Origin of the sequence: Cedecea colo, from assembly GCF_011808225.1 — a bacterium.
Classification (GTDB): Bacteria; Pseudomonadota; Gammaproteobacteria; order Enterobacterales; family Enterobacteriaceae; genus Dryocola; species Dryocola colo.
Genome location: NZ_SOYS01000011.1, coordinates 1 through 13,550, shown reverse-complemented (window position 1 = coordinate 13,550; position 13,550 = coordinate 1). Strand labels below are relative to the sequence as shown.

The following is a 13,550-nucleotide window of genomic DNA, read 5'->3' as shown; positions in this document are numbered from 1 at the left end:
GGTTACTGTGGGGATGCTGCGAGAACGGCTAATTTTTTCTGAATATCTTTATCAAGATTATTCACCCAGTGATTATACGCGCGGTGAATTTCGCCATCCGATGCCAACAGATTAACGCTGCTGACATAGTGGATAGTGTATTCTTTCTCACTGTAGTTAATGCGAATGGTTACGCTATGTTTACGCACGTTTTGTGTCGCATTAATGACGCCAGGCCCTGCCACGGACATTATCCAGTCACGTCCCTGGCCTGCATTGATGATCGCCTGCTTAACCTGCTCGGTCGTCACATGGGCGGTGATAATGGTCTGTGGCGTCCTGACTGGCTCTGTCCTTTCGAGCGCAGAACATCCCGCCAGAGCAAAAATACAAATAGCCGCAGCCAGCAGCTGTTTCAACTTCATCATTAAATTCCTTTTGTTTTAATCGATTAACAGACCAGATTATAACCAGACGGCCAGATGCTGGAAAATTAATATTCATCCCTTCCGTCATCATCATCCGGCTGCTCCAGCACGCCATAAGCCACGGCGCAGAACAGGGAGTTCAGACGCTTCATATCCCCCAACAGGCCCAGGTGTAGCGAACTGGTTTCGATACTCTGCACGTTTTGCTGATGCAGACGATCAACGTGCGCGTGAGAAAAGCGGCGATTCATAATGCGAAAACGATGTTTGTTACGGCGCAGGCGACGCGCGCTGTTGACGTCCGCAGAGAAAAATACCGACAGGCTGAGCTTCAGGTTGCTTGTTAGCTGCTGCAGAAGGCTATCGAGCTCGTGCAGACCATCCGGTGAAAACGCCCGACGGGTGGCAAGAGATTTGTCCGCCACTTCACTGCCCATTCGCTCAAGGATATCCGCCGCCTGTTCGAGATTAAGCGACATCTCGATAATCTCCGCCCAGCGGCGGGATTCAATTTCCGCCAGATCTTCTTTCTGCATTTGCGCCATATAGAGTTTGATGGCGGTGTAGAGCACGTCCACGTCATCGGCAAGCTTGCGCAGCTCCTTCTCCTGCCGCGGCTCGCCGTGCATGACTTTGCTCCAGGTTTCCAGCATCTGTTCCAGCAAATCGCCCATGCGCAGCGTTTCCCGGGCGGCGTTCGACAAACCTAAGGCGGGCGTATCGATGGCCGTCGGGTCGAGGTGTTTCGGCTTCATGCGCGCATCCAGCTCGGGTGCTTCACTGATTACCCGACGGCAGAACCGCGCCATCGCCTCGGCAAAGGGCACCATCGCCAGACAGCGGATGAGGTTGTAGAAGACGTGAAAATAGATAACCAGCTCGGATTCAGGCAGCGGTAAATTATGCATAAGGCTGGCAAGAATACGTACAAATGGCAGCACGATTATGCTACCCACCAGCTTAAACAGCAGGCTGCCGAGGGCAACCCGCCGCGCGGCCGCGTTGGCGGCGCTGTTATTAATCATCGCCAGCAAACCGGAGCCAAGGTTGGCGCCAATCACCAGACACAGCGCCACATCGAACGAAATGACGCCGGTTGCGGTGAGCGTGGCGGTAAGCAGTACGGCGGCAAGGCTTGAATAACTGATAATGGCGAACATGGCGCCAATTAGCGCATCAAGCATGATATCGCCGGTCAACGATGCGAAGATAACCTGCACACCTGAGGCCTGGGTTATCGGCGTGACCGCGGCAACAATCAGCTCCAGCGCCTGCAATATCAGCCCTAAACCGATGCCGACGCGGCCAAGCTGCCCCGCGCGCGTTTGCTTGCGGCTGAGGAAGAAAATCACCCCAATGAAAATCAGCAGCGGCGACAGCCAGGAAAGATCGAACGTCAGAACACGTGCCATCAACGCTGTACCGACATCGGCTCCCAGCACGATCACCAGCGCAGGCGTAAGCGCCACCAGGTCCTGGGCCACAAAAGAGGTGACCAGCATGGTGGTCGCATTGCTGCTCTGAACGAGCGCGGTTACGCCAATGCCCGCACAGAAGGCGAGCGGTTTCTTTTCGACGCTGCGGCTGAGTACGCTACGGAGATTAGCGCCGTAAACGCGCATGATGCCGGTACGCACAATGTGCGTGCCCCATACCAGTAGCGCCACCGCAGAAAGTAAATGCAGTAGAGTGAGCACACTTTCTCCTGTGTTTTGTGTTAGTTAGAAATTCCCTCTCTGCTGAGTATATCTCGTCTGGAGGTAAATGAACGGCGCGGGCGTAAGCGGGGATGGGCGAAAGAGTAAATGAGATGGCAATCCCATCAATCCGGCCCTCTCCCTGAGGGAGAGAGGAAAGATAATTCGCTTTCGCCCGAGGAGGCGTGCCAAACAAACAACCTTCTCGCTTCTTTGTCCCCTCGCCCCTTTGGGGAGAGGGTTAGGTTGAGGGGCAAAGCTTTACTTTAGTCCGCGTCGTAGCCCAGATTCGACGATAACCAGCGCTCCACCTCGCTGACGGACATTCCTTTACGGCGGGCATAATCCTCAACCTGATCGCGCTGGATTTGCGCCACCGCGTAGTATTTGCTGTCCGGATGGCTGAAGTACCAGCCGGAAACCGACGCGCCAGGCCACATGGCGTAGGATTCGGTCAGCTTCATGCCGATAACGTTCTCGACATCCAGCAGCTCCCAGATAGTCGCTTTTTCGGTGTGTTCCGGGCAGGCCGGATAACCCGGCGCCGGGCGAATCCCCTGATAGTTCTCGCGGATCAGCTCTTCGTTGCTCAGGTTTTCCGTTGGCGCATAGCCCCAGTAAACCTTACGTACTCGCTCATGCAGATATTCTGCAAAGGCCTCCGCCAGACGGTCGGCGATGGCTTTCACCATGATTTTATTGTAATCATCGTGCTGCGCTTCGAAAGCCTCAGCCAACGCGTCTTCTTCCAGGCCGCCGGTAACCGCAAACGCCCCGATATAGTCCTCTTTGCCACTGTGTTTTGGCGCAACAAAATCCGCCAGACAGTAGTTCGCAAAACCGACCTTTTCCGTTTGCTGGCGCAGGTGGTGAGCCACGGTCAGCACCTGGGTGCGAGATGCATCGCGATAGATTTCGATATCGTCGTCCACGCGGTTTGCCGGGAACAGGCCAACCACGCCGCGTGGGTTGAGGGACTTTTCCGCTTGCAGTTTATCGAGCAGATCGTTGGCGTCTTTAAACAAGCGCTGTGCTTCCTCGCCCACCACCTCGTCTTCAAGGATGCGCGGATATTTTCCGGCCAGCGACCAGGTCATAAAGAATGGCGTCCAGTCAATATAGTTACGCAGCGTTTCGATGCTGGCGGTAACTTCCTGCACGCCCGGACGATGCGCGACCGGAGGCGTATAGTTCGCCCAGTCGAAAGCCAGATCGTTTTCACGTGCTGCCTGAAGCGTGACGGGTGGCGTGCGCGGTTTTTTACGGGCGTGCTGGGCACGCACGGTTACATACTCTTTGCGGGTACGGGCAACAAAATCATCATGCTGCGTTGCGGAAAGCAGTGAGGAAACCACGCCTACGGTACGCGAAGCGTTCTGCACATAAACCGTTGGGCCACTGTAGTTCTGCTCGATTTTAACCGCCGTATGCGCTTTAGATGTCGTCGCGCCGCCAATCAGCAGCGGCAGCGTAAAGCCCTGCCGCTCCATCTCTTTGGCGACGTTAACCATTTCGTCCAGCGACGGGGTGATAAGCCCGGACAGGCCAATAATATCGGCGCCGATTTCACGAGCCGTTTTCAAAATTTTCTCGCCCGGCACCATGACGCCGAGATCGACAATTTCGTAGTTATTACATTGCAGCACCACGCCGACGATGTTTTTACCGATGTCGTGTACATCGCCTTTCACCGTGGCGAGTACGATTTTACCGTTGGTAGCGCCTTTCTCTTTGCTGGCCTCGATATACGGCTCCAGGTAAGCCACCGCCTGTTTCATTACGCGGGCAGACTTTACAACCTGCGGCAGGAACATTTTCCCTTCGCCGAACAGGTCACCGACCACGTTCATGCCGTCCATCAGCGGACCTTCGATAACCTGGATCGGGCGTTCCGCCTGCTGACGGGCTTCTTCGGTATCGAATTCAATAAACTCGGTGATACCTTTTACCAGCGAGTATTCAAGACGCTTGTTCACATCCCAGCTACGCCATTCCGCCTGCTGGGCCGCGGCGGCATCATCGCCTTTGCTGCTGCGATACTTCTCTGCCAGCTCGAGCAGCCGTTCGGTGCTATCGTCGCGGCGGTTCAGAATGACGTCTTCTACCGCATCGCGTAATTCATCGGAAAGATCGTCGTAAATCGCCAGTTGTCCGGCATTGACGATCCCCATGTCCATACCGTTGCGGATAGCGTAATAAAGGAACACGGCATGTATAGCTTCGCGCACCGGGTCGTTACCGCGGAACGAGAACGACACGTTCGATACGCCGCCGGAGATCATCGCATGCGGCAGCTCGCGTTTGATGTCTTCGCATGCGCCGATAAAGTCCTGCGCATAGTTGTTATGTTCATCAATACCCGTCGCCACCGCAAAGATATTCGGGTCGAAAATAATATCTTCCGGTGGGAAACCAACCTCTTCGGTGAGAATTTTGTAGGCGCGGCGGCAAATTTCAATTTTGCGCTCCCGCGTATCCGCCTGGCCCTGTTCGTCAAAGGCCATAACCACCATCGCGGCGCCGTAGCGGCGTACCAGCCTGGCGTGGTGAATAAACGCCTCAACGCCCTCTTTCATGGAGATGGAGTTAACGATGCCTTTGCCCTGGATGCACTTCAGCCCTTTTTCGATAACTTCCCACTTTGAGGAGTCGATCATAATAGGTACGCGGGCGATATCCGGCTCACCGGCAATCAGGTTGAGAAAACGCACCATTGCCGCTTCGGCGTCGAGCATCCCTTCATCCATATTAATGTCGATGATTTGCGCGCCGCTCTCGACCTGCTGAAGTGCTACTTCCAGCGCTTCACTGTATTTTTCTTCTTTAATCAACCGCTTAAATTTGGCAGAACCGGTAACGTTGGTACGTTCGCCCACGTTCACAAACAGGCTTTCCGCGCCGATATTCAGCGGTTCAAGCCCTGCAAGACGGCAGGCAACCGGCAGCTCCGGCAGCTTACGAGGCGCAACCCCTTCCACCGCTTTACTCATCGCGGCGATATGTTCCGGCGTAGTGCCGCAACAGCCGCCAACGATATTCAGGAAGCCCGCATGCGCCCACTCGCCAATCTGCTGCGCCATGGTATCCGCATCCAGATCGTACTCGCCAAAGGCGTTCGGAAGCCCGGCGTTCGGGTGCGCGGTAACGTAGCATTCGGCAATGCGTGATAGCTCGGCAACGTACTGGCGCAGTTCGTCCGGCCCCAGGGCGCAGTTCAGGCCGAAGGTCAGCGCATCGGCATGGCGTAAGGAGTTGTAGAAGGCTTCCGTTGTTTGCCCGGATAGCGTACGGCCCGATGCATCGGTAATAGTGCCGGAAATCATGATCGGTAAATCTACGCCCAGCGCTTCAAACTCGGCTTTTACAGCAAAAATAGCCGCTTTGGCGTTTAACGTGTCGAACACCGTTTCAATCATGATCAGGTCTACGCCGCCTTCCACCAGCGCGTGGGTTGATTCGCGGTAGGCCTCGACGAGACTATCAAAGGTCACGTTACGGAAAGCGGGATCGTTAACGTCCGGCGAAATAGAAGCCGTGCGGTTGGTTGGGCCCAGCACTCCGGCAACGTAACGCGGTTTTTCTGGCGTGCGTGCGGTCCATTCATCGGCGCAGGCTCGCGCCAGCTTCGCCGCTTCAAGGTTGATTTCCGCCGACAGGGATTCCATCTGGTAATCCGCCATCGCGATGGTCGTGGAGTTGAAGGTGTTGGTTTCGACGATGTCGGCACCCGCTTCAAAGTAGGCATAATGAATTGCGGCAATAATTTCCGGTTTGCTTAGCACCAGCAGGTCGTTATTTCCTTTCAGGTCACACGGCCAGTCTGCAAAGCGAACCCCTCGAAAATCGCTCTCTTCAAGACGGTAACTCTGGATCATGGTGCCCATACCGCCATCCAGCACCAGAATGCGTTCGTTTAACTGCTGCTGCAATTGCTCTACTTTGTTGCTCAACTCAGGCTCCCGGGGATAAAACGTGTTAAAACTGCATAAAAGCCATACTGGCATAAGTTGCGACGGGGGAAAAGCTATGGAACATGAGACATGTTCACCTGACTGATCCGATGAGTCTGAAGCCGGTTGCATTATCGTCAAATAAAACGAAAATGATTTCCACGATATGAAAAAGGAGTCAGGTATGGTCGCAGTTGTTCCAGCCAAACGTGGCAAAAAACCTCGCGCTGCCGCAGCGGTAGCTCCCCAGCCTACCGGGCAGGTCCAGTCGCTGACGCGTGGCCTGAAGCTGCTTGAATGGATTGCCGAATCTCACGGTAGCGTGGCGCTTACCGAGCTTGCACAGCAGGCCGGCTTACCCAACTCCACCACCCACCGCCTGCTGACTACCATGCAGCAGCTCGGTTTTGTGCGCCAGATTGGCGATCTCGGCCACTGGACTATCGGCGCGCACGCGTTTGTCGTGGGCAGCAGCTTCCTGCAAAGCCGCAACCTGCTGGCTATCGTCCACCCGATGCTGCGTACGTTAATGGAAGATTCCGGCGAAACGGTGAATCTGGCGGTGCTGGACCAAAGCGATCATCAGGCGATTATTATCGACCAGGTGCAATGTACCCAGCTAATGCGCATGTCCGCCCCGATCGGCGGCAAGCTACCCATGCACGCTTCCGGGGCGGGTAAGGCCTTTCTGGCAAACCTGAGCGACGATCGGGTAGCAACGCTGCTGCACCGCAAAGGGCTGCATAGCTACACGCCCGCAACGCTCACCTCTCCGCTGCACCTGAAAGAAGATTTAGCCCACACCCGCAAGCGTGGCTATTCCTTCGATGATGAAGAGCACGCTCTGGGGCTGCGCTGCGTGGCGGCCTGTATCTATGATGAACATCATGAGGCGTTTGCCGCTATCTCTATTTCCGGGCCGATTTCACGCATCACCGATGACCGCGTAACCGAACTTGGCGCACTGGTGATTAAAGCGGCGAAAGAGATTACTCAGGCATACGGCGGCGGGCGCTAACCCGCCTGCTTTACATCCGCATAACGCTGGCTGAAGCGCTGGCGTCTGCGGTAAGCATAAACATCCTCTACGTGACCATTGCGAATACGTTTCTGCAATGCGCGCCAGAAATCAGCCCGAAACAGCTCGCCGTGCATTTCGTCGAACAGCGGACGAATACGCGGATCGGCACAAAGATAGTGGCGAAACTCTTCCGGAAATACATCGCCCGGCGACACGCTGTACCAGGGTTCGGCAGACATTTCATCTTCCGGAAAACGTGGCGGAGGAATGTCGCGGAAGTTCACTTCGGTCATATAGCAAATTTCATCGTAATCATAGAAAACCACCCGCCCGTGGCGCGTCACGCCAAAGTTTTTAAACAGCATGTCGCCCGGAAAAATATTCGCCGCCGCAAGCTGGCGAATGGCGTTGCCATATTCTTCCACGGCATCGCGTAGCTGCTGACCTTCCGCGCTTTCCAGCCACAGGTTCAGCGGCACCATCCTGCGCTCGATATAGAGATGGCTGATAACAATGCGGCCGCCGAGATCCGTGAGTTTCTCCGGCACTTCTTGATATAACAACGCCAGCAGCGGCGCGCTTATCTGGCTTTTATCCAGCACGAAGTTTTCAAACTCCTGCGTGTCCGCCATACGCCCGACGCGGTCGTGCTCTTTGACCAGCTGATAGCAGGCACGGACTCGCTCAGCGCTCACTTCTTTTTGCGGCGCAAATTTATCTTTGATGATTTTGAAGACTCTGTCGAAGCCGGGCAGCGTAAACACCAGCATTACCATGCCCCGTATGCCCGGCGCTTCGATAAACTGTTCATCGGTAGCGGCGATATAAGTCAGATATTCGCGGTAACTTTCCGTTTTCCCGTGCTTCTGACAGCCAATCGCCATATAAAGCTCGGCGGTAGTTTTGCCCGGCAGCAGTTCGCGTAGCCATTCCACAAGGGCGGCCGGGAGCGGCGCATAAACCATGAAATACGAGCGGGTGAAGCCAAAGACAATGCTCGCCTCAGCGGTGCTGATCAGGCAGGTATCGACAACAAGCTGTCCGTCATCGGTACGATGAATCGGCAGTAAAAACGGGACTTTCCCGGTCGGCAAGGTAAGTTTACCCACCAGCCAGGCCGCTTTGTTGCGATAGAAGAGTTCGTTAGCCACTTCCAGATTCGCGTGACATAACGCATCAACACCGAAAGTTTCGTTGAGATGAGCGACAATGTAGCCAGCATCGCGCGTTAAATTCTGCCACGGCAAGCGTAGCGGCAGGTCACTCAGCATGGCGACCAGCAGCGGCTGCCAGCCCTGAGCGGGGGAAAATAATTTAGATAAAGGACGCGAAATGGTGCGCAATCGCCCTTCCGCCTGCGAGCTGAAGATAAAAAGCCGCTCGGGAGTCAGCGAGCGGTGATCAAATAACCGGCAGTAGACGGAGTTAAAAAAACTCTCTGCAATTTCAAAGCGAGGGTAATCCGGCAATAAACTGGTGTACTGCTCCTTCACGCGCAGTAAGAAGTCTGCGTCAGTATGCTCGCCGCCAGTAATGCAACGAAGCTGCTCTACCACCAGGCCAACGTGATGATCGTAGAGATGAATACGGCTTTTCATCGCCTGCTGCACGGCGTGCCAGTCGGCCTGCTCAAAGCGCTGCTGGGCGCCTGCGGTTATCTCCAGAAAACGGCCATACTGCGCGTCAAAGCCTTGCAGTATGGTATGTGCGATTAACAGTTCCAGACCGCGCGTCATAGGCTTCTTCATGATTGTTTCCCCTCGCTCCGGCCCTCTACCCAGGAGGGAGAATGCAACGCGGTTTTCCCCGAATACCGAATACTTCCCTCTCCCTTTTAGGGAGAGGATTAGGGCGAGGGGAAAAATCAGAACTGTTCTTCTTCCGTCGATCCCGTCAGCGCGGTCACCGAAGAAGCGCCGCCCTGAATAATTGTCGTCACGCGGTCAAAATACCCGGTACCCACTTCCTGCTGATGGGATACGAAGGTATAGCCTTCCGCCGCCGCGACAAATTCCGGCTGCTGCACTTTTTCCACATAATGTTTCATGCCTTCGCCCTGCGCGTAGGAATGAGCAAGGTCGAACATGTTGAACCACATGCTGTGGATGCCCGCGAGCGTGATGAACTGATATTTGTAGCCCATCGCGGATAACTCTTCCTGGAACGACGCAATGGTTTTGTCGTCGAGATTTTTCTTCCAGTTGAAAGACGGAGAGCAGTTATAGGCCAGCAGCTTGCCTGGGAAACGGGCGTGAATCGCCTCAGCGAAACGGCGTGCCTGATCGAGGTCTGGCTTCGAGGTTTCACACCACACCAGGTCAGCATAAGGCGCGTAGGCAAGCCCCCGGCTGATAGCCTGCTCGATACCTGCGCGAGTGCGGTAGAATCCCTCCTGCGTACGCTCGCCGGTAATAAATTCGCGGTCATACTCGTCGCAATCAGAGGTAATCAAATCCGCAGCATCTGCGTCGGTGCGTGCAATCAGCAAAGTTGGTACGCCCATGACATCCGCCGCCAGGCGCGCAGCAACCAGCTTTTGAATCGCTTCCTGAGTGGGCACCAGCACTTTGCCGCCCATATGGCCGCACTTCTTCACGGACGCGAGCTGGTCTTCAAAGTGCACTGCCGCCGCTCCCGCCTGAATCATAGATTTCATCAGCTCAAATGCATTCAGCACGCCGCCAAAACCGGCTTCTGCATCGGCGACAATCGGCAGGAAATAATCAACGTAACGCGGATCGCCCGGCTCAATATTTGCCGCCCACTGGATCTGATCCGCACGCCGGAAAGTATTGTTGATCCGATCGACCACGGCAGGCACAGAATTCGCCGGGTAGAGCGATTGATCCGGATACATGCTGGCGGCCAGATTCGCATCCGCCGCGACCTGCCAGCCGGAAAGATAGATAGCCTCAATACCCGCTTTAGCCTGCTGTAACGCCTGCCCGCCGGTCAGCGCACCGAGGCTATTGATATAGCCTTTTTTAGATTCGCCATGCAGCAAACGCCACATTCTTGCCGCACCGTTTTGCGCCAGCGTGCATTCCGGATTTACCGAGCCACGCAGCTTCACGACTTCTTCAGCGGTATAAGGACGTTTGATGCCTTTCCAGCGCGGTTGAGTCCAGTCCTGTTGTAATTGTTCGATCTGTTGGCTACGGGAAGTATTTTTCATGGCAGAGGCTCCTTTTATCAGTTGGATTCAGGCAAGCAGGCGGTAGCCCGGCAGCGTCAGGAAGTCGATAAGCGTCTCAGAGGTGGTGATTTGCTCCGTCAGGCGTGCGGCTTCGTCGAAGCGCCCCTGACTGAAACGGCGATCGCCAAGCTCTTCCTGAATGACGAGCATTTCTTCGGCGAGCATCTGGCGGAACAGCGCTTTGGTGACCGTCTGGCCGTTGCTCAGCGATTTTTCATGGTGTATCCACTGCCAGATAGAGGTACGGGAGATTTCCGCCGTCGCAGCGTCCTCCATCAGACCGTAAATCGGCACGCAACCGTTGCCAGAAATCCACGCCTCGATGTACTGCACCGCCACACGGATATTGGCGCGCATGCCCTCTTCGGTGCGCTCGCCCGGACATGGCTCAAGCAACTGCGCAGCGGTAACCGGCGCATCCTCTTCACGCATAACGGAAAGCTGGTTGCGTCTGTCATCTAAGGCTTTATCAAAGATGTCCATTACCGCGTCGGCCAGTCCCGGATGCGCAATCCAGGTTCCGTCGTGGCCGTTGTTCGCCTCCATCTGCTTGTCTGCTTTAACCTTATTGAGCACCCAGTCGTTACGTTCGCTATCTTTGCTCGGGATAAACGCCGCCATGCCGCCCATCGCGAACGCGCCGCGGCGATGGCAGGTTTTGATCAGCAAGCGCGAATAAGCGTTGAGAAATGGTTTATCCATGGTGACGGACTGCCTGTCCGGCAGAACGCGATCCGGATGATTCTTCAGCGTTTTGATATAGCTGAAGATGTAGTCCCAGCGGCCGCAGTTCAGGCCAACAATATGGTCGCGCAGCGCGTGCAGGATCTCATCCATCTGAAACACCGCTGGCAGAGTTTCAATCAGCAGCGTGGCTTTAATGGTGCCGCGAGGCAGGAAGAAACGATCTTCGGCGAAGCTGAACACCTCACTCCACCAGGTGGCTTCCTGCCAGGACTGCGTTTTTGGCAGGTAGAAATAGGGGCCGCTCCCTTTTGCCAGCAGGGCATCCACGTTATGGAAGAAGTAGAGGGCGAAATCAAACAGGCTGCCGGGAATGGGTTCATCACGCCAGGTCACATGTTTTTCCGGCAAATGCAGGCCACGGACGCGGCAGATTAAGACCGCGGGGTCCGGTTTTAACTGATAGATTTTCCCGGCTTCATTTGTCCAGCTGATGGTGCCGTTGATGGCGTCGCGCAGGTTGATCTGACCATTGATGACTTTGTTCCAGCCCGGTGCCAGCGAGTCTTCGAAATCGGCCATAAAAACTTTTACGTTAGCATTCAGGGCATTTATCACCATCTTTCGTTCAACGGGGCCGGTTATCTCAACGCGACGATCGAGCAAATCGTCGGGAATACCACGAATCTTCCATTCACTTTCACGAATGGAAGTGGTTTCCGAAATAAAATCAGGCAATTCACCCGCATCGATCGCTGTCTGTTGAGCGGTGCGGGCCGCCAATAGCCTGTTACGCTGCGGTATAAAACGGGTAACGAGATCGCTGAGAAACGCTACCGCATCCGGCGTCAGGATCTGTTGTTCTTGCTCTCCAAAAGGCTGGCTGAAGGCCAGCTCTGCGCTCACTGTCTGTTGTGTCATTGGATCATTCCCCCTCGTTTAACCCGTCGATGCCGCAAAAGTGGATCCCATTTGGCGGTGCAGATTTCATACAACAGAATTAAGACTACTTCATGAATTTTTAAAATCAAAAACTATTTCCATTTTTGTCAATATAATGAAATATACCTTTGATAAATAAATGAATAAAAATAATTCAGAAGGGGAAGTGATTTTTAGGCAATAAAAAAGGCACCCGAAGGTGCCTGATTTTCACTGATAATGGCATGCTGAAACGCTTAATCGAGCGTTGGATTCATATGTCGTAGATCGAATGGCGTGATCTGGTAAACGTAATAGTTCAGCCAGTTGGTGAAGAGTAAATTTCCATGGCTGCGCCATGTGGCGCGCGGTTTCTTTTGCGGATCGTTATCCGGGAAATAGTTATACGGCACGTCAGGATTCAGACCGGCTTCAACGTCACGGAAATACTCGCCGGAAAGCGTATGCGCGTCGTATTCCGGGTGACCGGTGACAAAAGCAATGCGTTTGTCTTTGCTGCCAAAGAGATAAGCGTCGCCTCCTTCTGACTCGGCCAGAATCTCCAGATCGGTGTAATCGCGAATCAGTGAGGCAGGGAAATCAGCATAGCGGGAGTGCGGCGCCAGGAAAGAATCATCAAAGCCACGGGTCAACAAAGCATGTGGGTAGGTCAGACGATGTTCATAAACGCCAGAAAGCTTCTCCTGCCGCGTCTGTTTGGGAATGCCGTAGAGAATATTCAGCGCTGCCTGCACGGCCCAGCAAACAAAAAGCGTTGAGGTGACGTGATCTTTCGCCCAGTGCAGCACCTGTTCAATCTGCGGCCAGTAAGCGACATCGTTAAATTCAACCAGACCCAGCGGAGCGCCGGTCACGATCAGACCATCAAAATTTTCGTGCTGTATATCTTCAAAATTGCAGTAGAAATTATTGAGGTGTTCGGTCGGCGTATTGCGGGATTCCCGGCAGTCGATACGCAGCAATTGGACATCCACCTGCAGAGGAGAGTTAGAAAGCAGGCGCAAAAACTGGTTTTCCGTCTCAATCTTTTTCGGCATCAGATTAAGTATGAGCACTTTTAGCGGACGGATTTCCTGGTTGCTTGCGCGTGATGATGTCATGACAAAGACATTTTCTTCACGCAGGAAATTGACGGCTGGTAACTCATCCTGCACCCGAATCGGCATAACCTTATATCCTCACAGCATACGTTTAAACGTTTAGACATCCAGACAGCTGAAGATAACGCGACGTTCGTTAAATGTCGAGTATTCATCAGGTAGTTGAAAATGTTTCACTTAAGGCAGAGGCTTGTAGACAGAGGAATATATGGCAAAAAAGGAGGTTTAAAAGAATTTTATAATAAAGCTATTGGGTAAATCGCAGACAGCAAAAGGCCCTGCACTTGCGTGCAGGGCCTGTCACTGATTTGGAGCCTGGCAGTTCCCTACTCTCGCATGGGGAGACCCCACACTACCATCGGCGCTACGGCGTTTCACTTCTGAGTTCGGCATGGGATCAGGTGGGACCACCGCGCTGTTGCCGCCAGGCATATTCTGTTTCATTAACCGTCATTCTCATGACCATCAATGTTTAATCTCGGAATTCAGCTGAAAATTAAATTATCGTCTCTCACCAAAACACCTTCGGTGTTGTAAGGTTAAGCCTCACGGA

The 13,550-nt window shown here is 54.1% G+C and carries 8 protein-coding genes and 1 rRNA gene; 1 reads left to right on the top strand and 8 read right to left on the bottom strand.

The window, feature by feature from the left end; genetic code table 11:
* Positions 1 to 2: 2 nt before the first annotated feature.
* The 3 genes from E2L00_RS18495 to metH form a co-directional block, all read right to left on the bottom strand.
* A complete protein-coding gene (locus E2L00_RS18495; RefSeq protein ID WP_167614314.1) occupies positions 3 to 407 on the bottom strand; it encodes a hypothetical protein in 405 nt (134 codons plus the stop codon).
* Positions 408 to 472: 65 nt separating this feature from the next.
* The gene (locus E2L00_RS18490; protein ID WP_167614313.1) at positions 473 to 2,104 is read right to left on the bottom strand and encodes a sodium-dependent inorganic phosphate transporter; all 1,632 of its coding nucleotides are present in this window, start codon (positions 2,102 to 2,104) and stop codon (positions 473 to 475) included.
* A gap of 266 nt (positions 2,105 to 2,370) precedes the next feature.
* A complete protein-coding gene (gene metH, locus E2L00_RS18485) occupies positions 2,371 to 6,054 on the bottom strand; it encodes a methionine synthase (RefSeq protein WP_167614312.1) in 3,684 nt (1,227 codons plus the stop codon).
* A gap of 184 nt (positions 6,055 to 6,238) precedes the next feature.
* Here metH and iclR point away from each other — a divergent pair, with 184 nt between their 5' ends.
* Positions 6,239 to 7,072 (top strand): glyoxylate bypass operon transcriptional repressor IclR, encoded by an 834-nt coding sequence (gene iclR, locus E2L00_RS18480; RefSeq protein ID WP_167614311.1) that lies wholly within the window; start codon positions 6,239 to 6,241, stop codon positions 7,070 to 7,072.
* Here the strand turns inward: iclR and aceK are convergent.
* From aceK to rrf, 5 genes are all read right to left on the bottom strand, one after another.
* Entirely contained in the window at positions 7,069 to 8,811 is a 1,743-nt protein-coding gene (gene aceK / locus E2L00_RS18475) for a bifunctional isocitrate dehydrogenase kinase/phosphatase (RefSeq protein WP_167614520.1), read from the bottom strand. The genes iclR and aceK overlap by 4 nt on opposite strands.
* Positions 8,812 to 8,939: 128 nt before the next feature.
* A complete protein-coding gene (gene aceA, locus E2L00_RS18470; protein ID WP_167614309.1) occupies positions 8,940 to 10,250 on the bottom strand; it encodes an isocitrate lyase in 1,311 nt (436 codons plus the stop codon).
* Between the two features lie 27 nt (positions 10,251 to 10,277).
* Positions 10,278 to 11,876, bottom strand: coding sequence for a malate synthase A (gene aceB / locus E2L00_RS18465; RefSeq protein WP_167614307.1), 1,599 nt, complete (start codon positions 11,874 to 11,876; stop codon positions 10,278 to 10,280).
* A 257-nt stretch (positions 11,877 to 12,133) separates the two neighbouring features.
* Entirely contained in the window at positions 12,134 to 13,063 is a 930-nt protein-coding gene (metA, locus tag E2L00_RS18460) for a homoserine O-acetyltransferase MetA (protein ID WP_167614305.1), read from the bottom strand.
* 247 nt (positions 13,064 to 13,310) lie between these two features.
* Positions 13,311 to 13,426, bottom strand: a 5S ribosomal RNA gene (rrf, locus tag E2L00_RS18455).
* Positions 13,427 to 13,550 lie beyond the last annotated feature (124 nt).

Coding starts and splice junctions, on each gene's coding strand:
- aceB (WP_167614307.1), bottom strand. CDS start 11,876: ATGACACAACAGACAGTGAGCGCAGAGCTGGCCTTCAGCCAGCCTTTT.
- aceA (WP_167614309.1), bottom strand. CDS start 10,250: ATGAAAAATACTTCCCGTAGCCAACAGATCGAACAATTACAACAGGAC.
- E2L00_RS18495 (WP_167614314.1), bottom strand. CDS start 407: ATGATGAAGTTGAAACAGCTGCTGGCTGCGGCTATTTGTATTTTTGCT.
- iclR (WP_167614311.1), top strand. CDS start 6,239: ATGGTCGCAGTTGTTCCAGCCAAACGTGGCAAAAAACCTCGCGCTGCC.
- metA (WP_167614305.1), bottom strand. CDS start 13,063: ATGCCGATTCGGGTGCAGGATGAGTTACCAGCCGTCAATTTCCTGCGT.
- aceK (WP_167614520.1), bottom strand. CDS start 8,811: ATGACGCGCGGTCTGGAACTGTTAATCGCACATACCATACTGCAAGGC.